Origin of the sequence: Brevibacillus borstelensis (assembly GCF_037834415.1) — a bacterium.
In the GTDB taxonomy this organism is placed as follows: Bacteria; Bacillota; Bacilli; order Brevibacillales; family Brevibacillaceae; genus Brevibacillus; species Brevibacillus borstelensis_A.
This window is the reverse complement of the sequence record NZ_JAUMSJ010000032.1, coordinates 36,458-60,415: the sequence shown is the minus strand read 5'-3', so window position 1 is coordinate 60,415 and position 23,958 is coordinate 36,458. Positions and strand designations below refer to the sequence as shown.

Annotated in this window: 21 protein-coding genes; 6 read left to right on the top strand and 15 right to left on the bottom strand. The window is 53.0% G+C overall.

Annotation, left to right across the window (positions count from 1 at the left end):
- Window positions 1–76: 76 nt before the first annotated feature.
- The 6 genes from Q3F21_RS20720 to Q3F21_RS20695 all read right to left on the bottom strand — a co-directional run bounded on the left by Q3F21_RS20720 (window position 77) and on the right by Q3F21_RS20695 (window position 6,881).
- Entirely contained in the window at window positions 77–1,039 is a 963-nt protein-coding gene (locus Q3F21_RS20720; RefSeq protein ID WP_340257340.1) for a hypothetical protein, read from the bottom strand.
- Window positions 1,036–2,235: an aminotransferase class V-fold PLP-dependent enzyme gene (locus Q3F21_RS20715; RefSeq protein WP_340257338.1), complete on the bottom strand. Its 1,200-nt coding sequence runs from the start codon at window positions 2,233–2,235 to the stop codon at window positions 1,036–1,038. Before Q3F21_RS20715 ends, Q3F21_RS20720 begins: the two co-directional genes overlap by 4 nt.
- A gap of 21 nt (window positions 2,236–2,256) precedes the next feature.
- Window positions 2,257–3,345 (bottom strand): M24 family metallopeptidase, encoded by a 1,089-nt coding sequence (locus Q3F21_RS20710; protein ID WP_340257336.1) that lies wholly within the window; start codon window positions 3,343–3,345, stop codon window positions 2,257–2,259.
- Between the two features lie 49 nt (window positions 3,346–3,394).
- Window positions 3,395–4,993, bottom strand: a complete 1,599-nt coding sequence (locus Q3F21_RS20705; protein ID WP_340257334.1) for an OPT/YSL family transporter — start codon at window positions 4,991–4,993, stop codon at window positions 3,395–3,397.
- A gap of 66 nt (window positions 4,994–5,059) precedes the next feature.
- On the bottom strand, window positions 5,060–5,824 hold the full coding sequence (locus tag Q3F21_RS20700) for an IclR family transcriptional regulator (RefSeq protein WP_340257332.1): 765 nt from the start codon (window positions 5,822–5,824) through the stop codon (window positions 5,060–5,062).
- Window positions 5,825–6,143: 319 nt separating this feature from the next.
- Window positions 6,144–6,881, bottom strand: coding sequence for a LytR/AlgR family response regulator transcription factor (locus Q3F21_RS20695; protein ID WP_340257330.1), 738 nt, complete (start codon window positions 6,879–6,881; stop codon window positions 6,144–6,146).
- Between the two features lie 535 nt (window positions 6,882–7,416).
- Here Q3F21_RS20695 and Q3F21_RS20690 point away from each other — a divergent pair.
- The 4 genes from Q3F21_RS20690 to Q3F21_RS20675 are packed head-to-tail and all read left to right on the top strand — an operon-like array spanning window position 7,417 to window position 10,876.
- Window positions 7,417–7,947 carry a hypothetical protein gene (locus tag Q3F21_RS20690; RefSeq protein WP_340257328.1) on the top strand — a complete coding sequence of 177 codons (531 nt, stop codon included), beginning with the start codon at window positions 7,417–7,419 and terminating at the stop codon, window positions 7,945–7,947.
- Window positions 7,944–9,764 (top strand): ABC transporter ATP-binding protein, encoded by a 1,821-nt coding sequence (locus tag Q3F21_RS20685; protein WP_340257326.1) that lies wholly within the window; start codon window positions 7,944–7,946, stop codon window positions 9,762–9,764. The genes Q3F21_RS20690 and Q3F21_RS20685 overlap by 4 nt, the downstream gene beginning before the upstream one ends.
- Complete coding sequence (locus Q3F21_RS20680) at window positions 9,752–10,318, top strand: MauE/DoxX family redox-associated membrane protein (RefSeq protein WP_340257324.1); 567 nt, start codon at window positions 9,752–9,754, stop codon at window positions 10,316–10,318. The genes Q3F21_RS20685 and Q3F21_RS20680 overlap by 13 nt, the downstream gene beginning before the upstream one ends.
- Window positions 10,319–10,327: 9 nt before the next feature.
- On the top strand, window positions 10,328–10,876 hold the full coding sequence (locus Q3F21_RS20675; RefSeq protein WP_340257322.1) for a hypothetical protein: 549 nt from the start codon (window positions 10,328–10,330) through the stop codon (window positions 10,874–10,876).
- Between the two features lie 147 nt (window positions 10,877–11,023).
- Here Q3F21_RS20675 and Q3F21_RS20670 read toward each other — a convergent pair whose 3' ends face one another.
- Together Q3F21_RS20670 and Q3F21_RS20665 are read right to left on the bottom strand one after the other, a co-directional pair.
- Window positions 11,024–11,341, bottom strand: coding sequence for an AzlD domain-containing protein (locus Q3F21_RS20670; RefSeq protein WP_340257320.1), 318 nt, complete (start codon window positions 11,339–11,341; stop codon window positions 11,024–11,026).
- On the bottom strand, window positions 11,334–12,017 hold the full coding sequence (locus tag Q3F21_RS20665; protein WP_340257318.1) for an AzlC family ABC transporter permease: 684 nt from the start codon (window positions 12,015–12,017) through the stop codon (window positions 11,334–11,336). Before Q3F21_RS20665 ends, Q3F21_RS20670 begins: the two co-directional genes overlap by 8 nt.
- A gap of 98 nt (window positions 12,018–12,115) precedes the next feature.
- On the opposite strand from Q3F21_RS20665, the gene Q3F21_RS20660 reads away from it, so the two are divergent.
- Complete coding sequence (locus Q3F21_RS20660) at window positions 12,116–13,351, top strand: hypothetical protein (RefSeq protein ID WP_340257316.1); 1,236 nt, start codon at window positions 12,116–12,118, stop codon at window positions 13,349–13,351.
- A gap of 80 nt (window positions 13,352–13,431) precedes the next feature.
- On the opposite strand, the gene Q3F21_RS20655 is transcribed toward Q3F21_RS20660, so the two are convergent.
- Window positions 13,432–14,985: a PLP-dependent aminotransferase family protein gene (locus tag Q3F21_RS20655; RefSeq protein WP_340257314.1), complete on the bottom strand. Its 1,554-nt coding sequence runs from the start codon at window positions 14,983–14,985 to the stop codon at window positions 13,432–13,434.
- Window positions 14,986–15,118: 133 nt separating this feature from the next.
- Between Q3F21_RS20655 and Q3F21_RS20650 the strand changes: the two genes are divergently transcribed.
- The gene (locus Q3F21_RS20650; protein ID WP_340257313.1) at window positions 15,119–16,378 is read left to right on the top strand and encodes an APC family permease; all 1,260 of its coding nucleotides are present in this window, start codon (window positions 15,119–15,121) and stop codon (window positions 16,376–16,378) included.
- Window positions 16,379–16,494: 116 nt separating this feature from the next.
- On the opposite strand, the gene Q3F21_RS20645 is transcribed toward Q3F21_RS20650, so the two are convergent.
- From Q3F21_RS20645 to Q3F21_RS20620, 6 genes are all read right to left on the bottom strand, one after another.
- Window positions 16,495–17,547 carry a serine hydrolase domain-containing protein gene (locus Q3F21_RS20645; RefSeq protein ID WP_340257312.1) on the bottom strand — a complete coding sequence of 351 codons (1,053 nt, stop codon included), beginning with the start codon at window positions 17,545–17,547 and terminating at the stop codon, window positions 16,495–16,497.
- A gap of 178 nt (window positions 17,548–17,725) precedes the next feature.
- Window positions 17,726–18,433 (bottom strand): ABC transporter ATP-binding protein, encoded by a 708-nt coding sequence (locus Q3F21_RS20640; RefSeq protein ID WP_340257309.1) that lies wholly within the window; start codon window positions 18,431–18,433, stop codon window positions 17,726–17,728.
- 17 nt (window positions 18,434–18,450) lie between these two features.
- Complete coding sequence (locus Q3F21_RS20635; RefSeq protein ID WP_340257307.1) at window positions 18,451–19,227, bottom strand: ABC transporter ATP-binding protein; 777 nt, start codon at window positions 19,225–19,227, stop codon at window positions 18,451–18,453.
- Between the two features lie 19 nt (window positions 19,228–19,246).
- A complete protein-coding gene (locus Q3F21_RS20630) occupies window positions 19,247–20,521 on the bottom strand; it encodes a branched-chain amino acid ABC transporter permease (protein ID WP_340257303.1) in 1,275 nt (424 codons plus the stop codon).
- Window positions 20,522–20,530: 9 nt separating this feature from the next.
- Window positions 20,531–21,481, bottom strand: a complete 951-nt coding sequence (locus tag Q3F21_RS20625) for a branched-chain amino acid ABC transporter permease (RefSeq protein ID WP_340257301.1) — start codon at window positions 21,479–21,481, stop codon at window positions 20,531–20,533.
- Between the two features lie 615 nt (window positions 21,482–22,096).
- Complete coding sequence (locus Q3F21_RS20620) at window positions 22,097–23,860, bottom strand: adenine deaminase C-terminal domain-containing protein (protein ID WP_340257299.1); 1,764 nt, start codon at window positions 23,858–23,860, stop codon at window positions 22,097–22,099.
- Between the last annotated feature and the right edge of the window lie 98 nt (window positions 23,861–23,958).

Below are 23,958 nucleotides of genomic sequence, written 5' to 3'. Positions count from 1 at the left end.
GCGAAAACCCCGCGAGCACGCAGGGCTTTCTAGCCAATTTGAACGCAGGAAATGCTCCAGCGCTGTTTCTGTCGCTTTAAACCAGAATCGTCCCGTTTTCTACAACCAGCCGATTGTCAATCCACATAGTCGGCTTCAGGATCATGCCATCGGTGTGGAAGGGCGCGTCGACATTTCCACCGATGTTCAGGCTTTTGCCAACCCCGACGTGGAAGGCTCCGAGAATTCGCTCGTCCTCGATCAGCTTTCCGCTCAAGACGGCCTTGTCGTTCGTACCGATGCCGATTTCGGCAATATTGTATACATTCGGATGATCAAAGGAACGCAGGAGAGCCTCGAATTCCATCGCGGTGTTGCCGCCCTCGATTTCCGTGATCATGCCGTCCACCACCTTCAGCACAACCGGCTTGTCGACAATGCCGAACGGCGCCAGGCTGCCGTCAAACACCATGGTTCCGTTGGTGGCTCCTTCTAGCGGCGCGGTCGCGGTCGTGCCGGCCGGGGCGAAGTTCCATTGGCCCGCTTCCTCGCAGATGCCGTCTACCGCCATCGTGGAGCGCCCCTTGATCGGGAACGTGATGTCCGTACCGTTGGGGCAGGTGACGCGAACCGTCTCGGCGGATTCGAGCATGGCGACAAATTGGCTGGTCAGCTCGCTCATTTTTTCGTAATCGGCATTGACTGCTCCGGTCATCATCCGTTCGTCCAGACCGCTGCAGACGAGCACGCGCGTCCCTTGCTTGCGCGCCTGACGGATCGCTTCGACATGGGTAATCGAGACGACGGGCAGCACCACGGCTGCATCGGCGCTCTTCAGACTCTCCGCCACGATGCCCATCGGCTCTTCGTTTTGCGTGGAGACAACCGGGTAGATGACCTTGCCCGCTTTCGCTCCCAATAACGCTCCCGCTGTGGCGAATGCGTCGACGAGCTGTTCGTTCTGCTTGTCGTCCGCGACGATGACGACCTCTTCGCCCGGCTTCACCCTCAGCCCGTTTTTCATGACATTGTACGCAGATTGAATGATGAATTTATTCATTGCTGCCCCTCCCTCTGCAAAAGGTCCAGTATCAACTGCACCGTTTTGTCAATCTCTTCTTCCGTGTTGAAATAATGGAGCGAAACGCGAGCCATTTTCGTGATTCCGTACTGCTGCAGCATCGTATTGGCCATAAATGTGCCGGATTCGATGATGATGCCGTTCTCCTCCAAATACTGCGTAAGCCGGTCCGGCGACAAGTCCTTCACGTTGAACGGGATCAGCGCCAGTCTGTCCTCCAGCCGCTCGGGCCCGTAGATGACCATGCCCGGAATTTTTTCCATCTGCTTTACCGCGTAAGCCGTCAGCTTGCGGACCCGCTCGTAAATCGCCTCGACGCCGATCGCCGAAGCGTATTCCAGTGCTGCGCCCAAACCGAGAATGGAAGGAACGATCGGGCATCCGGCTTCGACCCGCTTGGCGATAGGCAGGAAGCTGAAGTCGTTGGTGTCAAAATCCCAGCTGGTTCCGCCCCACCCGATCAGGGCAGGCGTGATGGACTCGATCCATTCGCTTCGGATGTAGAGAATCCCCGATCCTTCCGGGCCGCGCAGCGCTTTGCGCCCGCATGCCGCGAGGAAATCGCAGTTCACCCTGGTGACATCGATCGGCACCATTCCCAGGCTTTGCGAGGCGTTTACCAGCGTCAGCACGCCGTGCCTGTTGGCCATTTCGCAAATCGCTTCGATTGGCTGCAGGGCACCCGAAGCATTGGGCAAGTGGGAAACAGAGATCAAACGCGTACGTGAAGTGATCAGCTCTTCCAGGGCGGCCGGGGAAATCACTCCGCTTCTGTCCGTCTTGAGAACCTTGAGCCTGATCTTGCCCTCGCGCTCCAGCCTGAGCCACGGAACAAAATTGCTGTGGAATTCCAGATCGGCAATGATCACCTCGTCTCCCTCGGACCAATTCAGTCCGCTTGCGACGAAGTTGATCGCTTCCGTCCCGTTTTTGACAAACGCGATTTCATTGACTCCCGCGCCGATGTAGCGGGCCGCCGCCTCCCGGATGGCATCCACCCGGGCATACGTTTCCTTGCGAAAAGAGGGCAGATACGGGCCCAGCTCTGTAGTTTTGCGCAAATAATCGGTCATGGCCTCGATCACCTGGCGCGGAGGAGCGGATGCTGCCGCGGTGTCCAGATAGGCAAAACGTTCATGCAAAGGCGTATCCTGTCTGATCTGCTGGATATTCATGATTCCACTCCTTCTTTCTGTTTACAGTGTGATCAGTTCCTTGGTGGAGGTCATGAGATTGAGATAACCGTCCTTGGTGACGATGATGTTGTCTTCGATACGGACGCCGCCTTTGTCTGGCAAGTAGATTCCCGGTTCGACCGTAAACGCCATGCCCGGCTCAAGCACCAGCTGGTTGTTTTGCATCATGTACGGGGCTTCATGCGCTCCCAGCCCGATGCCGTGGCCGGTGCGGTGTGTAAAATAAGTGCCGAAGCCTTTGCTGCTGATGATGCTCCGCGCCTTGTCATCCACCTCGTGAGCCGTAATGCCCGGCTTGATGATGTCGATAGCCGCCTGCTGCGCTTCCCGGACCGTCTCGTAGATCAGCTTCAGTTCATCCGAGATCGCCCCTACAGCCACCGTGCGCGTAATGTCCGCGACATATCCCCCGTAGATGGCGCCGAAATCGAGGACGACCAGCTCGCCGGCTTCGATCTTCTTGGAGGCCGCGCGTCCGTGCGGCAGCGCTCCGCGATAGCCCGACGCGACGATCGTTCCAAACGGCGTCCCCTCGGAGCCGCGCTTGCGCATTTCGTATTCCAGCTGCGCGGCGATCTCCAGCTCGATCACGCCCGGCTTGATATAGGGCAGTGTCGCTTCCAGACTTTCTTCCACGATCGCCACCGCTTTTCGCAAATACTCGATTTCTTCTTCGTCCTTGCACATCCGGAACGAGTCGAACAGCTTGCTGACATCCTGAGCGTCCGTGCTTCCCAGCTGCTCTACCGCTTTCAGCTCGGTGACCCGCATCCCTCCGAACTCGACGCCGACCTTGCCCAGCTTGCCCTTGGCAGCGACCAGCTCCTGCAGCGCTTTGGCGGAGCCCTGTTCATCGGTGTACCAGAAAATTTCTCCCTGAACGGTGGACTGGACCTTGCTCAGCTCCACCTGCGGAGTTATGAAAAGCCATTTGCCCGCTTGTGTCACAATCGCGAGCGTGAGCCGTTCGCTCTGTTTCAGCTGCAGACCGGTGAAGTAATAGAGATTTGGTCCGGGAACCAGTACAGCCGCTTCTACTTGTGCCTCCCGAAGCTTTCCTGCCAGTGCCTGTTGTCTTTTGTCGAACATATTCACTCATCCTCCTGTTTATGGAGCGGGGGCTGTGGCCCCCCTCGCCCTACAGTTTTTTCAATTTGAATACGGAGCTGAAGAAGCTGTACAGCGCGTCTCCGGCGATAAACCCTGCCGCCAAAATGCTCATCGTCGTCTCAGCCTGCTTGCCTCTGACCTTCAACACGACAGCACGAATGACAATGCCCGCCAGCACAGCCCAGCCTGCCGCCACGTTGAGCAGCAGCAATCCTGTCGCGAACAGGACGCCCATCTGCCGCTTGGAACCGCCGACGATTTGCAGGATCGCGCCGGGTATCGCCCACAGGAGCAGCTGACGCGCAATGTCCCCGGAAACTCCCGCCTCAATCGTCGCCGCGTACACTTTGTCGACCGGCGGCACCAGGTTTTGGGCAAAGTAGCCTTTGTAAGCGACGAGGACAGCAATCGCGGCAACGCCAAAGGCGATCATCCCGGCGATAAATTGCTGTTTGCGTCCATCCAGCTCATAGGCCATATCCTCGCCGTTGCCGCGAAGGATGTAGCCTGTCTTCAGATCGTAGCCCATATCGGCAAACGCCGGACCTGTAGCGGCGCTGAAGCCGACCAAAAGACCCAAAGCAAGCGGCGGGAAACCGATCAAAATCCCGATGATCAAGGTGATCAGGGCGACCGCAAAAGCCGGAAACCAGCCGGAGTGCATGGCCGCGATGCCGACGATGACCTCATGGACAAAGGCGGCAAAAGCGGCAAACAAGAGAAACAGCAGGAGCATCCCAAACGACATTTTGGTGATCACGCCGCCGATGACCGCGATGATCAGGGCAATCACCAGGTAGGCGATAAATCCAAACCCGAGCGCACGCGAGGTGTCTTTATCCGTGCGCGTAAATCGCTCCTCTCCTTCAACCGCCGAATCCGAATCCGCTTTCTTTTTCTTCAAAATGATCGTCGTTACTTGAACGAGCGCTACAACACCTGCACCAATCATAAAGCCATGGGGAATGTAGAGTTTGTTTACGTCAACGCCAAACAAGGGAACAGAGTAGCCGCGAAGCAAGAGGCCAATCCCAAACATGAGCAGGGCCCAAATGTTGCCAATAAAGGCTACGCCAAACGCTGACATCGGGATACCCATCGCGGAACCGGCTATCCCTCCGAGGGCGCCCAGCCCAAGCCAGCCGGCGCGCTTGCCACCCTGATCGCCGGCTTTGATCGATTCCGCCGTAGCTATGCCTGGAGGCCATGCTCCGCTGGCGGGGAATACTTTGGAGTCAAAGAGCCGATACAAAATGGCGGCGTCCGCAAACATCGCCAGAACAGCACCGATCAGCATCGGGACAATCAGTTCGGGCTTGCCCATCATGAAGGGGATGCCGATCGGAATCATCAGGCTGTTCCCCGCTCCGAATGTGGCCGATGAAATCGCCGTTTGGATCAGGTTTTGCCGGTGGACAGAGCGGTACTTGCGAAAAAGTGCGACTGGTATGCGAGAAATTACCATCGCAATCAAAGCCCCGATAATGGCCGTGTTGGCGGATATGCCGAGTGTCACGATCAACTGCATGCCGATAATGGCCCCGATTACGGACAAACCAATGGTAAGGAGAAGCGTAAACGGTTCCAGTGCTCTTGGATGCTTTTTGTTTTCCTGCTGCTTTTCCATATGTGTTAACCCCCAAAGTGAAGAAAGTGTTGTTCGGAACCATTTTTTTCAGGATGACGCAGCTACTTACAAGTAACGGAAAGAGTAATCATTCAGCAGTTGTTGAATTTCGTCGCGAGCTTGAATCAGATAGCTCAACAGGTCGGGCACTTTTTCTTCAGCCAGCCGGTGATCGGGGCCGGCGATTCCCAGGGAGCCGAGAATTTTGCCGCTTTTGTCAAACAGGGGCATATGCAGTCCCGCAACCCCTTCGTTGTACTCCCCGGCCGAATAAGCCCAGCCGTTTTCACGGATGGTCCGCAGCTGTTGCCGCAGAGCCTCGGGATCCACAATCGTCCTCGATGTAAGCGGATTCAATCCTTTGGAAATAATCGCCTCCTGTTTGTCCTCGGGCAGATGCGCCATCATGACGCGGCCAATCGAACCGGCGTACAACGGAAATCTCCTGCCCACCGATACGGAATACTTCAAAACATGCGCGCTCTCCACGATTTCGACGTAGACCCCTTCGAGCCCATCGAGCCAGCTCAGGAACACGGACTCCCCCGTCTGCTCCGAAAGGCTTTTCATGACAGGAACGAGAACGTCTCCAGGCTGTATCCGCGCTTTCACCTTCTGGGCAATTTGCAAAAACTCCAGTCCCAGCTCGTACTTCTTGCTTTCCGGATTTTGCCTCAGGTAGCCAAAATGCTCAAAGGTCGCCAAAATGCGATGGACAATCGTATGGCTCATATCCAGCTCTTTTGCGATCTCCCTGACGCCCCAGGCCGGTTTTTCCTCCGTAAAGCATCTGAGCAATTCCAAAGACTTTTCCAACGTTTTGAGAGACAACTCCTAACCTCCTTTGTACCGATAATCGCACCACTGTACCTTTTTATAAATTTATTATATTGAATGATTTTCCCGATTTCAATCATTATTCGCAACATTTCAACTGGTAACGATCTCCTCTCCCGCATAAGGGCAAAAAAGCAGGTGTTACAAAGGCTTTCCCTTGTAACACCCGTTTAATCAGTTAGAATTGTATGTTTCACTTTATCATCGTCTCCAGCTTCGACCTCTATGCCAAATGCAGCCGGAGTGCGTGGCTGAAGCTTTCCCTCTATTTGGAGAAAGCTACCTGTTCCGACAGCCAAATAAGAGAATCTCGTTATTGAATAATGACGAGACCCGGTTGACTGTATACCTTTGCGATCAAATTTTTGCTGATGTGGGCAATTTCATTCATGTCTGTAAAGGTAGCGATATAAGTCTGCCCGGACGGATATATTTTCGAGAGATAATTGATGTTAATGATAAAACTTCTGTGTGTGCGGATAAACAGGGATGGATCCATTTTCCATTCCAATTCCGCCAAACTTTCTCGAACTTTCAAAATTTTCACCTTCTTATTCATATTGACGAACACTTTCGTCTGGCGCTTTTCGGAAGCAATCATCATGATTTGGTCCTGCTGAAGAAATTCAATTTCCCCTTGGTGCTTGAAGCCGATTATCTTGCTCTTTCGTCCCCATTCGCTCGTGTCGTTTAAGAAGTGATCCATTTTTTTAAAGCAAGTATAAATCCGATCTGTTGGCATCGGTTTTACCAGATAGTCGATCACCTCCATTTCAAATGCCAGAGAAGCAAATTCCAAGGAGGCGGAAACAAGAACGATACCGATCTTGGGCAGCCAACGACGTATTTGCTTTGCCAACGCTATCCCATCTATCTCAGCCAAATGTGCGTCGAGAAAGGCGACATCCGGTTTTAAGGCAAGGATGGCCTCTTTGGCTTCTATGCCGTTTGAAGCTTTTGCTATTACGCGATATTTGTTTTCAGCAAGCAAAGAGGCTATATGCTCTCGCGTTTCCCCATCATGATCGGCCACTACAATACTGCTGCGCATGTGTTCACCTCTTCATAGCGTTTCTAGAGATTTTCAGGTAACAACGATCACTTACTATAACGTTTCTACCAGAAAAAAATTACACATATTCCCATATGCCTAATTTTTTCGTTTTCTATTACTGTCCATTCGTATGCGGAGAGCGCCATTTGGTATCGAAATCGTTGTTCTATATTCACCCTTTTTTTACAATTGTTGCAAGGAGGTGATACAAATGAACTTTTTCTCAAACGTATTTGGCGTGCGCCCAATGGAAGTTCCTTGCACTACGACGATCACGGTCATTCGTTGCTTTCGGCATATGTTTTGCGACATTCCAGGCTGGGCCGGATTTAAGAAGAGGTACGTCGAGGTTGATCATCGAGATGGAACGGAATGCTCCTATGGCTTTTGGATAGACCAATGCTGCCACAAAGAGTGATTTGCAGCGGGTAAGAGGTCCCGCTTGCACAAGTGGAACAAAGGAGTGTCCGCAGAAAGACCTCCTTTTGTTCCTTTGGCAAGAAAAAAAGCTAGATAGAAAGGAGACGAGCAGTTGGTATATTTCCTTTTCGGAATGATTGGATGCTGGTCTCTGCTAGCAATCAGAATGGTCGACCAAATCAAACAACTGAAGAGGGAAGTTGGCTTTTTGCCGCCAGAGAGCCAGATGAATCGGCACAGCAAAGGTCCCTCTGGGGCCAACCTCTCCCCCCGCATTGTCTTTCCGGAAAATCGAATCAGTGAGCCTTCGATTGTACTCGTTGCATCCCCCACATGCAGCGAATGCCATAACATGGTGGAAGAGATTGTCCAAACCTTGCCGTCGCTGCGTATCCCTTATTTCGCGTTGGTTGACGCTGCTGTCGAAGACTACTTCCGCCGTTTTGCTTTGGACTATGCCGAATACATAGAAATGATGCCTGTAGACGCCGAACAGCAAGAGCTGCTCGGTATCGAATCATACCCGACGCTGTTCATCGTCGACGAACAAGGAATCATCCGCAAACGCACATATTTGCTGCGGGCCGCGATTGCCATCTATAACGAATCTTTCCGAAAACGGACAGGTGCCGAAGAATCATGATGAAATCACCTATCGTTCAAGCCACCGCATATGTTTGGCGAATCGGGAAAAGCTGGGTGATCATTTCCCTTTTAGGAAAAATCATCAGTGGCTGTATTCCTTTTATGATCCTTACGCTTACGAAGGAACTGATCGATGAGGTCGCCAAGCTATTCCAAAATCAAAACCATGCATTCGATCGACTTCTCCTTTTGTTGCTGCTCCAGTTGATCGTCAGCATTGTGCAGTCTGTATTGCCAAAGGTACAGGAGTACCTGGATGAACAAATGGGGATGCGGTTGGGACGCCGCCTTCAACAAAAAGTGTTTCAGAAAACTACATCCGTTCCGCTGATTTACTATGAAGCGCCGGAATTTTACAACCAAATCGACAGGGTATCGGCAAGCGGCAGCCATTTTCTCTCACCGCTGCAAAGCTTTCTGAGCATGATTGAATCGATCATAAGCCTTTCTTCCTATATCGTCTTTTTAACATCTGTACACTGGAGTCTGGTTGTGCTTGTGTTTGCGGCGGTGATTCCGATGTTTTTGACCGAAATGGTTTTCGGAAAAAAGCGCTACCAGCTTCATGTCGACCTGACACCGTTAAAGCGGACGGTTTCGTACTTTGCCCACTTGCTGAAAGACAAGCAAACGGCTCAGGAAATTCGCCTGTTCGGCTTATCCGACTACCTGCTGAACAAATGGTCTGAATATAATCGGGAAGACCAAAGGAAGACCCTCGAATTGCAGCTGAAGCAGCACTCTTCAAAAGTTGCGATCGACGGGCTGTCGGCTATTTTCTACATGTGTGCGATCGGAATCATGCTTTGGCTGTCACGGACGATCAAGCTCACCATGGGCGACTTTGTTTCCATGGGACAAGCGATTCAGGGAACGCAAACCACGCTGTACCGCCTTGCTTCTTCGATCGCCAAAATATTCGAAGACAAGCGCTACATCGCCGAATATTACCAGTTTCAGGATTTTCGTTTGTCCGCTTTCCCCCATCCCTCCGGATCGAAGCCGTTTCCTCCCGCGATCAAACAGGGAATCGAATTTTCTCAAGTGCGGTTTCAGTACATAAACAGCGAAAGAGCCGCCTTGCATGATGTATCTTTTTATATCAAGCCAAAGGAAAAAATCTCCATCGTAGGTGCCAACGGCTCCGGGAAAACGACACTTGTCAAATGCTTGCTCGGTCTGTATCCGGTCACAAGCGGCCGGATCACCATAGACGGCATCCCGATAACGGATATCGAAGAGAAGTCGTTATGGAAAAATGTTACCGCCATTTTTCAAGACTTCGTAAGGTATCACTTTACGGTTCGAGAGAATATTGCCATCAGCAATTTGGCTGGAATCGAGCGCATCGAGTCGGTTAAACGGGCGGGAGCCTTGAGCGGTGCGGAACCGTTTGTCAACAAGCTGCCGAACGGCTACGAGACAATACTCGGAAAATGGCTGACAAATGGCGAGGAATTGTCAGGCGGACAATGGCAAAAAATCGCGATTGCACGAGCGTTGTTCAAGGAAAGCCAAATTGTGATTCTGGATGAGCCGACAGCGGCTCTCGACCCACTGGCGGAAGTGGAGGTATTTGAGAAGTTCAAGCTGCTGGCGGAAGATAAAATCGCGATCTTTATTTCGCATCGGATGGCTTCCGCCAAGCTGGCGGATCGAATCATCGTGATGAAGGATGGGAAAGTGGTCGAGATGGGAACGCACGAGGAATGCATGGCCCGGAGGCAGGAGTATTACCGGATGTATCAGGCACAGTCACAGTGGTTTGCGACGGAGGCTCATGAACAGGAGGAACTTTTTCAATGGAAGAGCTAACTCTCTATCTCCGCTTTCTGTTGGGCACGGTCTTCTTTACCGCCGGGGCGGCAAAATTGACCAAAATGGACAGTCATGCCGCCGTTGTGAAAGGATATCGCATCCTGCCTTCCAGGCTGATCGTTCCCTTCGTCTGGTTTGAAACGGTGGCCGAATGCTTGGTTGGAGCGCTTTTGTTTTCCGGCCATTATTTGAGCGTCTCCGCTCTTTTCGCCGCCTGCCTGCTGATTCTCTATTCAATCGGAATCGCCGTAAACGTGCTGAGGGGGCGGACTGAAATCGATTGCGGCTGCGGGGGGATCATTGGCAATCATCGCTTGTCCATGGGCCTGGTCATTCGAAATCTCGTATTCATCGCAGCCTGCGCGTGGCTCTTTGTCAGTGCCAGTCTTCCTCATCCCAATCCTTGGACTTCCCCGTTGCAATCGTTGCAAATCCTGCTCATCAGCTCGGTTTCCCTACTCTTCGCGTTGCTTTTGGGAGAAACTGCAAAGCTTCATAAGCGGGTAAATACTTTACTCGATCAGAGAAAACGGAACGAAGGACAGAGGTGACAAGCTGGAATGTTGAATCAAGCATATCTTATTTCCCACATTCTGCTTTGGGCTATCGTGTTGATTCAAATGGTGGTCATGTATGCCATTGTTCGATTAGTGGTGCAATTTCTCAACCGGTTTCGCCTGAGTGACAAAAAAATCGAACTTTCACAGCTTCAGGCAGGACAAGGCGCCCCTTCATTCCGGGAGAAGGACCAGCAGGGAAACGTGATTCAGCCGATTGCTGAAAACGGGGGCGACACGTTGTTGATGTTTGTCGGCGATTCGTGCGGGACATGCAAAGAAATCCTCCCCTATTTGGCCGAGCTGCGGAAACAGTACCCGCATATCCGGATGATTGCCGTAGCGGAAAAGATCTATTACGAACAATCGATCGAGCTCCCGCCAGGAATTCCTTTGTTGCGGTCCTCTTCTCTTTTTGGCACCTATTTGATCTCAAAGGTTCCGACGCTCGTCCTCATCGATCATCAAGGCATCATTCAGGCTGTCGAGCAAATTTCCGCCCTGCAGCAATTGGTCAATCTTCTGGAGCACCAATCCAAAAAAGCAAGTTAAATAAACACAAGGGACTCTCCCCATGCATCAAAAAAAAATCGCTCTTTGCCAATAACAAAAGAGCGATTTTTTCGTATTCAGTCCATTCGCGGTAGTGAAGCACTCGAGACTGGAGCCCTGTTTGCCGATGTGTTGCAGTCTCCCCCTCTACAGTCCAAAAAAGAATCGCCATCCAATCAGCGCGGCCACTCCGGCGAGCAGCGCCCAGACAGTTTGCTTTCTCCACAAGCCCACGGCTAAAGCAACGACGCCGGCCCCCAGATACTCCGGACTCCATTGGCCATCACGCAGATGAAACAATATGGGCGGCACCGTCAGCGAGCTGAACACCCCGACCGGCACCATCGCAAGCCCTCTTTTCAGCCAATCGGGCACAGTCCAACGCGAGCTGATCAGCAGCATCGGAAAGCGTGTCAAATACGTGACGAGCGCCATCAACAAAATATAGAGTATGACGTTATCCATCCCGCTTCACCGCCCCTATAACGACCGCGGTCACCGTACCGGCAATCACCGCGGCCACTCCTCCTCCCACAAGGTAAGCCAGACAAGCCACGATTGACGCAGATGCCGCCACCTTCACATGAAAAGAAGAGACCAAATTGACGGCAAGAAACCCCAAAAACGTCGCGATAAAGGCAAAGTCCAGACCAAACGCTTCGGTTTCGGTAAAGACTGTTCCGAACCAGGCCCCCGCCAGTGTGCTGGCATTCCAGATGACGTAGTCCACGATACTGGCCCCGGCATAAAACGGCAAACTCGGCTTGTTCCCCGCCGTCAGGTACGTAACTTTCAAGGCATAGGTCTCGTCATTTAATGTAGCTGCCATCAGGGAAAGCTTCCACGGAGGGGTTTTGCGAAAATAGGGACCGAGAGACAGCCCGTACAGCAAGTGCCTCGCATTCAGCAGCGCGGTCGAGACCAGTATCGGCCACCCGACGATGCCCTGAGAGATCAGTCCGACGGCCGCAAACTGGGACGAGCCCGCATTTACGAGCAACGAAAAAAGCATGGCCTCTGTAATTCCCAGCCCTGCTTGTCTGGCCAAAATGCCGAATACCAACCCATCTACGATACCCGCAGAAGCGACGGGAATGATTTGTTTCATCCCCTGCACAAAAGACATTCTTGACGAATTCAAGCAGTTCACCCTCCCGACACATTTCTCACTTTATGATTGTCTGTACATTCTGTCAATGATTTCTGCGTCATTTTACGTTAACAGGAGAGATCCCGCCCATGAATCGTTCGCTGTTGTTTTCAACCGTTGTCTTTGTTTTGCTTTCGGTGGCCGGTTGCGGTCCGGCTTCCGACCATCCGGCACAATCCCAAGTGCAGCCGGACTATCCGTCCCAGCCTCACTCTCTGCGGCAGGCACCCATTTCATCGCTGCCTTTGCCCGACTGGCTGTCCTCTTCTGCTTCCGCTGCGCCTGACAGCGCTTCCTTCTCCATAGGTTCGATGGTAACCGTGCGGGGAATGATTGGCGCATCCGAAAGCGCCGGGGACTGCCCGTCGAATGAACCGGTGTTTACCGCTGTCCCCGGGGAGCAGTACCGTTTGGAAGCCTACCAGGAAAACTATGTCCAAATCCGCCAACAGGACCGGAGCGGCTGGATTCCCGCATGGTACTTGGCTGACGGAGAAGAACGCATCCGGGAGGTTCCTCCTTTCCCAATGATCACGGGAGATTCAGCGCGGCTGCTTCTATATCCGAACGAAAAAGAACAGACTTACGGCGACTCTGAACCGGGACGTGTCGTCCGGGTGAGTGCGGAATACGGCAGCAAGTGGTACCGCGTTTCGCTTACCATGTACGCGGAGCCCTGCATGCGCCCGATTTGGGTGGAGAAACAAGCGCTTCTCCCTTTTCAGTCCGATCTGGCAAAAGAAGGCCGCCTGAAGCCCGACACTGTCGTCCTCGACGAGACGGGGGCGGCCAAGGAATCGTTCGGCAGCAGTCCGGTTTTTGTCCTGAACAGCAAGGAAGAAAAGCTTGCTGTCGCCGCCTCGGGAGGGCGCTTCGGATACGTCGATCGATCCGCTTTTCTGCCGAATCCGTTTTGGACCGACTACGAAAGCGACGCCTATCAGGTTTCGTTCGAGTACCCTTCTCATTGGAAAGCGAATAAGGCGTACGAAAACCGCTTCCAGGCCGAGGACGGTTTTGTGCAAATCTCCGCTGGCTTAACCGGCCAATGGACGATTCAGGATGCTGCGGCTCACGAGGCCAGTCATAAGCTGAAGCCATTCGGAAGCAGGCCGGAGATTCGTTACCGGCAAGCTGATGGCCAGGAGGCGGCTCTGATTCTCCCTTCCGAGGATCAGGATAAGTCGGAAAAAGGGCTCGCTCTGCTCTTGGTACGCTACCCGGCACCGGTCTCTATCCGCGGGGAATCTTATCTGTTCCTGTACCTTTTGGCAGATCGGGACCACATTGAATCGATCGCGGATACGGTCCAGTTTCGTCCATAAAACGGATACCTTTTTGCCGGTCGGCGGCCGTGGAATGCCATGACCGAGACAGGAATGCTGACCAATCAGTGCCAGTGGGTTCAGCCTTTCCGGCTCGCGGGCGAATACGGCTTCCATACCTCTGCGAGAAGGCGAATCCCTTGCTCGATGTCTTCGGCGGACAAGCCGCCAAATCCAAACTGAAAAGCAGGCAGGCTGTCCTTCGGCTTATCCATCCATTTGCGAGTCGTGGGGTAGACGCGGATCCCCGCTGCTAACGCATGCCGCGTCAATTCCTCTGCCGAGAGGTTTGACAGCACTTCCACCGTTACGGACAATCCCGCATTCTGGCCGGTCACATGGACCCGCTGCCCGAAGCAGGCATGCAAGCAGCCGAGCATCACCTCGTGCTTCTTGCTGTACAACGTCCGCATCTTGCGTATATGCCGTTCCCATTCCCCGCTTTTCATAAAGAGGGCGAGGGTCTCCTGATGAATGCGGGATGCGGTCTGATCGTATTCATACAGTTGATTTCCGTAGACCTGAAGCAGCGCCGGCGGCAAAACCATATAGCTGATCCGAATGGACGGCAGCAGGGACTTGGAAAACGTGCCGAGATAGATGACCCGTTCATTCGTGTCCAGCCCTTGAAGCGACGGGATCGGCCTGGTGTAATAGCGAAATTCTCCGTCATAGTCGTCCTCGATGATGTACGAGCCCGACCTGGCCGCCCACTGGAGCAGTCTGATTCGCCTCGCATAAGGCATGACAGCTCCCGTAGGCTCCTGATGGGAGGGCGTGATGTAAATCAGTGGCGCTCCGCTCGCTTCCAGCACCTCTACATCAATCCCGTCTTCGTCCAAAGGAATGGGGACGACTTGATACCCCAGATGCTGAAAAACGGCTCGAACCCCGTCATAACCCGGCTCTTCCATCGCAACCACGCGTCCATTCAGGGTGAGCAAAAAGCAAAGGACCTGGACGAGTATCTGTGTTCCCGCTCCGATCACGATCTGATCAGGCGTGCAAGCAACCCCGCGGGCATGCTGCAAATAACGGGCGATCTCCTCCCGCAACCCGCGCTCTCCCTGACGATCTCCGTAATAGAGAATGTCCCTGTTTTCCCGGCGCATGCACTGGTTGCTGTACTTGCGCCACAAGTCGTACGGAAAATGATCGGCGTCGACCCGGGCCTGATGAAAGTCGTATCTGATATTCTCTTTTTGCCTCCGGACCGAATGGGCTGCTTGACTGTCGGCTGGCAGTCCTCCGGGAAGCTGTAAAGCGCCCGGCACAGCTGCCGCGTTCTCGGCTGCCTGCTGAGATTCTTGCCTGTGTCCGTTCAAAAAGCTGCTTGCTGCCGCATTTCCGCCATTGTGCCCGGATGGAGCAGCCACCCCGTCCTCTTCCCACTCCACCACGTAAAAACCGCTTCTTTCCCTGCTCTCGATGTATCCTTCGGCCAGCAATTGATGGTAAGCCGTTTCCACCGTCGTTTTGCTGATCTGAAGATTCCGGCTGATCGACCGAACGGAGGGCAGCCGTGTTCCCGGCGGCAACCGCCTCGTTTGGATTTCCTCGCGAAAATAGGCGTACAGCTGGAGGTAGAGCTTTCCTGTGCCGGCATTCGTCCAATTCGGGTGAATGTCCATCATTGCCCCTCCCATCTGACCCGTTTGATATTTTGGAAATTGACCATTTGTGAAAGGTCAGCTTTTCCTTATGATGATAGTAGCAGAAGACCGGGGATCTGGGGAGAGTCCACTACACGGAAAAGGGGGATCGCTTGTGGAAAATGGAACCATTCGGCTTCCGCATGCATGCGCATTGTACATCGCAGCCATTCTGGGGTCCGGCGTGCTTTTTTTATCCGGTTCAACCGCCGATGCTGCCGGTCCCGCATCGCTGATCGCCTGGGCAGGCGTCATTGCGCTCAGTTTTCCGCTCGCCTATGCATTTGCTGCTCTGTCCCGAATGTATCCGGATGCCGGCGGAGCGGCGACGTTTGTCAAAATGGCTTTCGGGCCAAAGCTTGGCGGACTGATCGGCTGGTGCTATTTTTTTTGTGCCACCGCCGGACAAATGATCGTTTCCCTGACAGGCGCCTATTATGTTTCCAGCTCGATGGGATGGGGTCGTACAGGCATGCTCCTGGTCGCGCTCCTGACACTGGTCATAGCCGGAACTGTGAATGTACAGGGAGTGAAAATCAGCGGCCGCCTTTCCCTGCTGCTGAGCTCGCTGCTTTTGGCTCTGCTGCTCGCAGTCATTGTACTGACGCTTCCACGTCTTGACATCAGCCGTTTTGCGCCATTTGCCCCACACGGGGTCGCTTCGGTCGGCACTGCGGCGACGATGATTCTCTGGTCGTTTTTTGGCTGGGAGGCCATTTGCAGCCTGTCCCATCAGTTTTACAAGCCGGAGCGCACGATTGTCCGCAGCACCGTCATAAGCGCGGCCGTCATTGGCGTTCTCTTTCTCGCTTTAAGTGTTGTCACCATCGGAACGGGCACTTATGGGGATGATGAGCGAAATCTTTCTCCCGTCGGCATCATGATGCAAGAGTCGCTTGGCGTCGGGGCCCAAATCGGTACAGGCTTCCTCGCCTTGATCATCTGCCTTGGCACCTGCAACGCTTTTGTTGCCAGCCTCGGGCAGCTCGGGTACGCCTTGGCGCGGGACGGCGTTTTTCCCCGGCTGTTTGTCCGTTTGCACCCCCGTAAAGGGACGCCTGTCTTGGCGATAGCCAGTGTCGTTATGCTTGCCGCAGTGGGCGTAACCTTTACGGTTATACTTTCCATCCCCTTTGACAAGCTGCTGTTGATCCCGAATTCATTGGGGCTTACGGTTTACATCATTTCAATGGCTGCTGGCGTAAAGCTGTTTAACCGCCTTACGCTGCCCTGGTGGTCTTCCTTGCTTTCTCTTCTGCTTTGCCTGTGCCTTTTGCCGTTTTTCGGCCGCTCTTTGCTCGCGCCCGCTGCCATGGCGGCCGCTTACTTGCTATTCGTCCGCTCTTCTCGCCAAAGGCCTTCGGTCCGTGCATAAGAACCGGGAGCTGTAGCACCGTCTTTAAATGATGTATACTTCATACGGTCTGCCAAGAAAAAGATCCCGGCAATAGCTGCGAGCAAAACGATTGACAGCGCAATCCTTTTTTTGGGTCAGGTGTTGCTACCTTTAGATTCAACACACTCCATTACCTTGTCGCCAAACTCTCGCAGGTAATACAAATAGTCCCTGGTCTTATCACTGTAGTTGTACAATTTGTTATACATTCTTACGACCACCAGCTCATGCGATGGGATCACCAGCAATAACGGACCGGTAACACCAAGTATTTGGAACGCTCCCTGAGGAACGCTCGGCCCAATCTCGTTTAATTTCGATTGGCCATCCTGAATAAACCACAAAAATCCATTAAGCGGAAGGTCCGGATTTGGAAACGATGGGCTTTGCCTGTTCGTTGCCATTTCAACTGCCTCCATAGGAATCAACTGCTTGCCGTTGATGTTGCCTTTTTTCAAATGCAGGTATCCCCAATATGCCAGTTCTCTAGCGGAGACATGCAGGTTTTTCTGATCTCCGTCGCCATCTTCATTCAAGCCTAACTTCCATACTGGAGGTTTTATTGGATCCTCAATTACTTGAACCAGCCGCTCGTCTTGCTTTGCTCGCCAGCCGGTTTCTGTAAATCCCAGCGGATTAAAAACGTACTTACTCAGAATTTCCGCAACCGTGCATCCTGTTACGGTGCGAACCAGCCCGGTCAACAGCTCTATATTAATATTACGGTAGGACCAGCTTGAGCCCGGAATAAATTCACGGATGATATTGCCTTCCCTGTCAACATCCAACCCATGCGTATGTGTAAGTAAATGACGGATGGTCGTTCCACCCAAAATTGCAGGGTCGAGCCCCGGCAGATAGTCTGTAACTTGGTCGTCGATACTCTTAATTTTCCCTTCGCACACAGCTAATGCTACGGCCATTCCTATGTAGCTTTTACGTACGGAAGCAACGTTGAATTGTGAGTCTGCTTGTATCGGGAATGAAGTTGAAAGCTGAGAGTGATAGCCAGAATAATGTTCCACAACAATCTTGTCGTGTTGGATGACGAATAGTGCAGTACCAGAGCCTTGATTTAAGGTGTTCATTGTTTCGACGTACTCAATTAATTGATTAAATCGTTCTGATCCCTCCGATGGTAATAACATACTCTTCACTCCTTCTATATTTTTGATAACCGGATTCACATTGCATTTCCATATCAGAAGGGATTATTCCTCGTTTTTCTCAAATTCTGCCAGCAAATGAGATTTTTCCTTGCCTGCTATGGAAAAACAAAACCCGATGAAGTCCAATCGCTTCATCGGGTTTCAAGTCTGCTCTGAATCAGGCCAGGTACGCTTCCCGCACCTGAGGATTGGTCAACAGGCTATGCGCCTCATCCTGCAGGATGATTTCGCCTGTTTGGATGACGTAACCGCGACTCGCCACGGAGAGGGCCTGGTTGGCGTTTTGCTCGACCAGCAGAATGGTCATGCCTTCGCGGTTCAGCTCCGTGACGATCTCAAAGATTTGATCCACCAAAATGGGCGCAAGTCCCATCGACGGTTCATCGAGCATCAAGATTTTCGGCTTCATCATCAGACCGCGAGCGATGGCGAGCATCTGCTGCTCGCCGCCGGACATCGTTCCGCCCTTTTGATCGATCCGTTCTTTCAAACGGGGAAAATAGCGAAACGCACGCTCGATGCCTTCCTCGATAATGTGTTTGTCCTTTACCGAAAACGCACCCATCTCCAGATTTTCCCGGACTGTCAGCTTGGGAAAGATCCGCCGGCCTTCCGGCACATGGGCGATCCCCATTGCCGCGATATCGTGAGTCCGCATCTGGGTAATGTCCTTGCCGTCAAACACGATCCGGCCTTCCCGCGCGCGCGTCTGTCCGCAGATCGTTTTCAGGGTGGTCGACTTCCCGGCGCCATTGGAGCCGATCAGCGTCACGACTTCGCCCTCGTTTACTTCAATGCTTAATCCCTTCAACGCGTGGATACCGCCGTAATAGGTGTGAATGTTTTGCAATTCAAGCAACGGCATTGTTTCTCCTCCCCCTCTTACGACACTTCCGTCGCGCTTTTACCCAGGTAGGCCTCAATTACGTTCGGATTGTTTCGAATCTGCTCCGGCGTCCCCTCGGCAATTTTGCGTCCGTAATCCAGGACGTGGATATACTCGCTCAATCCCATGACGAGCTTCATGTCGTGCTCGATCAGAATAATCGTCAAACCCAGCTCGTGCTTCAGCTTGCGGATAAATTCGGTCATCTCCACGGTCTCGCGCGGGTTCATCCCGGCTGCCGGCTCATCCAGCAAAATGATTTTCGGGTTGGTCGCAAGCGCTCTCGCAATCTCCAGGCGGCGCTGCAAGCCGTACGGCAGGCTGCCCGCCGCTTCGTTCGCCACGTGGGCGATGCCGACGTACTCCATCAGCTGGTAGGCTTCTACCTTGGCGCGCTCTTCCTCCTCGCGAACGCGCTTCGTATTGAAAACAATCCCGAGGATTCCCGCCGTCAACCGGCTGTGCGTTCCGACCATGACATTTTCCAAGGCTGTCATTTCCTTGAACAGGCGAATATTTTGAAAGGTCCGCGTAATCCCGCGCTCCGCGATTTGATCGGGGCGCAGCCCCTTGATGCTTTTCCCGTTCAGCAAGACATCTCCCTCATCCGGCTCGTAAAAACCCGTCACCATATTGAAGAAGGTCGTCTTGCCCGCACCGTTAGGGCCAATGACGGCGGTAATCGTTCCTTGTTCGATTTTTACGGTCACATCCTGATTGGCAACCAGACCGCCGAAGCGCTTGGTCAACCCATTGGCTTCCAATAATGCCATCGTGCTCCCTCCTTCTTCGCTACGACTGTTTCCCCTGGGTAAGCTTGCTCAAGATTCCAAGCTTGTCTCCAGCGTATTTGCTGCCTTTGATGGCCTCCAGATCGTTTTTCTTCCGCTTGGCCGGGATCAATCCATTCGGCCTGTACAGCGCTACCAGGATCAGCATGATCCCGAAGATCAAACGCTGGAATTTGGACGGGTCCAGCTGGTTGGGCAGATTAATGATTCCCGATTGCTGCAGCGAATGCAGGAAGTTGGAGAACTCTTTCAAGAGCTGCACCTGCAGCACCGTGACAAAGGCTGCGCCGAGAATAACCCCGGGGATGCTGCCGCTTCCGCCGAGAATGACCATCACGAGAATCCCGATCGACTCCATCAGGGTAAACGAGGTCGGATCGATAAATGTCTGTTTGGCAGCGAAGATGACGCCCACGACACCGGCAAAAGAAGCGCCGGTGGCAAACGCGGCCAGCTTGGCGTTCAACAGGGAAATCCCCATCGACTGGGCAGCCAGTTCATCCTCCCGTACCGCCACCCAGGCGCGTCCCAGTCGGGAATGCTCAAAGCGGATGTTGGCAATGACGATGAAAATGATCACGAACAGGACGATAAAGTAGAAGTAAAACGGCGTCCCCATCTTGATGCCGAACAGCTCCGGAGACGGAATCGGCGTAATGCCTTGAGGACCATTCGTAATATTGACCGGTTTGTCCAGGTTATTAAAAATAATCCGAATAATTTCGCCAAATCCGAGCGTAACGATGGCCAGATAGTCGCCTTTTACCCGAAGCACCGGCAGACCGAGCAGGATCCCGAAGATGGCCGCCACGATCAAGCCGACGATGAGGAACGGCCAGAACGAGTCGCCCGACAGCGGGAACAGTTCGCCGGGAATAAACTCGTTTGCCTGCGAAGTCGAGAAAATCGCATAAGCATAGGCGCCCGCCGCGAAGAAAGCGACATATCCCAAATCGAGCAGACCGGCAAAGCCGACGACGATATTGAGCCCGAGAGCCATCGCCACATAGATGCCCACCTGCGACGCCACTTCCATATAGTAGCGGTTGTCGCCCGCCACGAGCGGAATGATCAGGAGCAGAACGGCCGCTCCCATGATCAGGCGAACTCGCTTGTCCGCGTTTGTATAGTAGATCAGAATAATCGAGAACAGAATTCCCAGAAACGCGATAACGGACTTTTCCACGAAGTGCAAGGCTGCTGCTGAGACAGCGATCCAGATCAGTGTAACGACCAGCGGGATTCCTTTCATCGACTTCCATCCGATGTTTGCCATGATTCTCACCTACACTTTCTCTTTCACTGCTTCGCCAAACAGACCTTCCGGCTTGAACAGAAGCACGAGAATTAAAATACTGAACGCAAATACGTCCTTGTATTCGGCCCCGAAGGCTCCGTTGGTCAACGGTCCCATATAGGCGCCAGAAAGGGATTCCAAAAGTCCCAGAAGCACGCCGCCCACCATCGCTCCACGGAGGTTTCCGATGCCCCCGAGAACCGCGGCGGTAAAAGCTTTCAGACCGAGGATAAAGCCAATGTAAGGGTCAATCGTTCCGTAGTTTTGCGAAAACAAAACGCCTGTTGCTCCGCCAAGGCTTGAGCCGATGAGGAAGGTAAGCATGATGACCTTGTCCACGTTGATCGTCATCAGCGATGCCGTCGATTGATCCTGCGCAACTGCGCGCATCGCGATTCCCCACTTGGTCTTGCTGATGAACAGCGTCAATAAAATCATCATGACAATGGCAAGTACGATAACGATAAAGCCTTTTGTGGGAATCGAAGCAATCCCGAGCGAAATGCTTCCTGAGAAAAGCGCGGGAGTATTCAGATAAAATTCGTTGCGGGCAATCGCTTCCGTAAAACGCACCAGGTCTTGCAGCAAAAAGGAAACCCCAATCGCCGAGATCAGAGGGACCAGACGAGGCGCTCCCCGAAGCGGCCTGTAAGCGACTCGTTCTATTAGCACACCCAGCCCCCCCGTCAACGCCATCGCGATGATCAGCGTCAAGAAGAAAGCCACGTACGGATTCATTCCTTCAAGCGCCCCCAGTGAGTCGGAGATTAGCAACACCTCTGTCCCGACGAAGGCGCCTACCATGAAAATTTCTCCATGGGCAAAGTTAATAAATTCAAGAATACCGTAAACCATGGTGTAGCCGAGAGCGACGACGGCGTACATGAATCCCAGTGTCAACCCGTCAACCAACACCTGAGGCAAAATGCTGAGCAGCATGCTTCCCATCCCTCATTTCTTCGTAAACTTGTGGTGATTTGAAATTTTCTGCATTCGGCAGGCCAATAAAAGGGACCGCACGGAGTGTGCCGCCCCTTTTGCTGAATGAGGCTTCGTCAGATTTGTCTTTGCTGGTGTTTCCTCGCGCCCTCTGATCGAATACAGACCGAAAGCCAATCCTTTTCCATGGTCGCAACCGTTCTCGCATTTCTTTCCGCCTACTACGAAAGGCCTGCTTCTATCCGTAAAAATAGTGTGATTTACCTGAAAAATCAGCTATCAATATCATATCAAAACATTCAGTAACCTCGCTACCCGGAAATCAACGTTTCTCCCTTCATGCAAATTGAATCCCCCTTTTATTTCTCTTTATGTTTTCCAAATCATCAATCGAGCTGCCTGATTTGCCAGTTTGAACCTATGTAAACACCGGATCAATCAGCCTATATTATAGACACAGCTTGATTCTTTTTCATTTTAAAAGAAATTAGAAAATTTACAAGAGAAAAAAATATTTTTTTGTACTACATATAATTCCAACACATAATCACAAAAAGCAAGCAAGGAAAGAATATATCAATGCTATGACACACTAAAGGATGGGAATATATTCCATTAAATAGAATGGGCAGGAACAAGGATTCTCCCTGTCTTCACTTCCACGATTCCTTCTGCTGTCATCCGAACATACGGCAGGTGAGTCGCCGTAAAGAACAGCAAAGAGTAGAGAGGGTCCAGATGCTCGTGACCTTTTTGTCGAATCAATCCCGTCAATCTCTGGGCCATGTCGATCACTTCTTCCATCGGAGCTGGTGAAAACTTGCCGCCCAGCGGAAGAGGGCATTCGCAAACAGCTTTTCCCTGTTCGTACATGGTGACCCCGCCGTCCATTTCGATCACGCTCTGCAATGCCTCTGCCATGGACCGGGCACAACGCCCCATGACCAGCCAATCGCTCGAAGCCGTGTAGGTGCTGGCCAGTCCCTCCAATTCCCGGCCGTATCCCCTGACCACTGCCTGGGTCAAGCGGTTTTGCAAAGGGTTGATCAAGCAAATCAACGCGAGCTCCGGGTCGTCTTCCAACGAGACGTATCCGAGCGGATCGGCAGGCAAGCTCTCCAGCTCCATTTTGGTGATGACCGCATTCAACATGTGAATGACAGGGACAGGCTCTCCGTTGTGTTTCATGCGGAACCATTCCGCGTCAACCTGCCTCCCCTGCATTGCTTCGGAGACAGATGGAAAATCGTAATCTGACCATCCCGGCTTGATCGTCGAGACGAGGAGTCTTCCCTTTTCCCCGGACAGATGTCCGTTTGCGATGACCATCTCCGGCGTCGGCTCCCCGGGATCCGACAGGAGCAAAACATCGGCAAGCCGCCCAGGGGCTATTCCTCCCACTTCGCTGTCGATCCCGTAGTAGACGGCCGGATTAAGCGATGCCATCACATACGCTTCGACTGGCGGCATGCCCGCCTCGATCGCCACGCGGATCGTGTAATCCATCAGGCCATGGCGGTACATCGGCGGGGTGCTTCCGTCTGAGGTCAGCATCATCCGGGACGACCAGGGAATGCCAGCTTCCAGCAATCCTTTGACCAATGCCGGCAAATCTGGTCGAATCGATGAATGCCGCAGGGCCGCATACATCCCCAACCGCAGCCGCTGCAGCACATCCTCGGCACTAATGCTTTCGTGGCAGGCGGTAATTCCCAGGGCCGACGCCGCATTCAGCGTTTGCACAGAAGCACCGGGGTGATGTCCTTCCATCCGTTTGCCCAGATCGAGCGTCCGCTTGATGCCGTACAGCAAGGTCTCATCCTCGCTTAATACGCCTTGCCAGTCGGTCAATTCGCCGCCCTGGATGACGCGGGGATGCTCCAGCATCCGGTTGATGCCATGGGCGTCAAACGGCGGCGATGCGGTTGTCCGCCTCATCTGGGGGTCAAGCCTCGCCCAGAAAAATTGCTTCACCGGATGCTCCGCCAGTTTTTCCATGATGTCAGCCACTTGCGCAAAAGGCAGCGTCATGAGCATCAAAGAGTCGGAAATCAGCGTCGTCGTCCCGCGAGCGAGAGCAAAGTCCGCCATCGTAAAGGGGTTGTACCATTGAAAAGGATGGGCGTGAGGTTCAATGTATCCGGGGACAGCGTACTTGCCGTCAGCCTCCACGATGGCTGTCTCCTCAGAGGCCAGCGGCTCTTTGTCCCCGACATACGCGATCCTCTCGCCGGAAACAGCGATATGGACTTCCCGCCATTCCTTTGTGTAGACATTGAGCACCTTTGCTCCCCTGATCCACATGTCCGCCGGCTCTTCCCGTCTGGCCACCCTCAGAAGCTTTCGATGAGCGGCCCCATCTATCGATCGAACTCGCATGCATATCCCTCCTGTTCTCTTCAAAAGCGATTGCAGTCCTTCTCCATTTTTAATGCTTCGCCGTCTTAGAAACATTTTCCTTGGCTGTTTTCCCAACA

Coding starts and splice junctions, on each gene's coding strand:
- Q3F21_RS20625 (WP_340257301.1), bottom strand. CDS start 21,481: ATGCTGCTCAGCATTTTGCCTCAGGTGTTGGTTGACGGGTTGACACTG.
- Q3F21_RS20630 (WP_340257303.1), bottom strand. CDS start 20,521: ATGGCAAACATCGGATGGAAGTCGATGAAAGGAATCCCGCTGGTCGTT.
- Q3F21_RS20620 (WP_340257299.1), bottom strand. CDS start 23,860: ATGCGAGTTCGATCGATAGATGGGGCCGCTCATCGAAAGCTTCTGAGG.
- Q3F21_RS20685 (WP_340257326.1), top strand. CDS start 7,944: ATGATGAAATCACCTATCGTTCAAGCCACCGCATATGTTTGGCGAATC.
- Q3F21_RS20680 (WP_340257324.1), top strand. CDS start 9,752: ATGGAAGAGCTAACTCTCTATCTCCGCTTTCTGTTGGGCACGGTCTTC.
- Q3F21_RS20670 (WP_340257320.1), bottom strand. CDS start 11,341: ATGGATAACGTCATACTCTATATTTTGTTGATGGCGCTCGTCACGTAT.
- Q3F21_RS20635 (WP_340257307.1), bottom strand. CDS start 19,227: ATGGCATTATTGGAAGCCAATGGGTTGACCAAGCGCTTCGGCGGTCTG.
- Q3F21_RS20675 (WP_340257322.1), top strand. CDS start 10,328: ATGTTGAATCAAGCATATCTTATTTCCCACATTCTGCTTTGGGCTATC.
- Q3F21_RS20655 (WP_340257314.1), bottom strand. CDS start 14,985: ATGATGGACATTCACCCGAATTGGACGAATGCCGGCACAGGAAAGCTC.
- Q3F21_RS20695 (WP_340257330.1), bottom strand. CDS start 6,881: ATGCGCAGCAGTATTGTAGTGGCCGATCATGATGGGGAAACGCGAGAG.
- Q3F21_RS20715 (WP_340257338.1), bottom strand. CDS start 2,235: ATGAATATCCAGCAGATCAGACAGGATACGCCTTTGCATGAACGTTTT.
- Q3F21_RS20640 (WP_340257309.1), bottom strand. CDS start 18,433: ATGCCGTTGCTTGAATTGCAAAACATTCACACCTATTACGGCGGTATC.
- Q3F21_RS20710 (WP_340257336.1), bottom strand. CDS start 3,345: ATGTTCGACAAAAGACAACAGGCACTGGCAGGAAAGCTTCGGGAGGCA.
- Q3F21_RS20660 (WP_340257316.1), top strand. CDS start 12,116: ATGAATCGTTCGCTGTTGTTTTCAACCGTTGTCTTTGTTTTGCTTTCG.
- Q3F21_RS20645 (WP_340257312.1), bottom strand. CDS start 17,547: ATGTTATTACCATCGGAGGGATCAGAACGATTTAATCAATTAATTGAG.
- Q3F21_RS20720 (WP_340257340.1), bottom strand. CDS start 1,039: ATGAATAAATTCATCATTCAATCTGCGTACAATGTCATGAAAAACGGG.
- Q3F21_RS20705 (WP_340257334.1), bottom strand. CDS start 4,993: ATGGAAAAGCAGCAGGAAAACAAAAAGCATCCAAGAGCACTGGAACCG.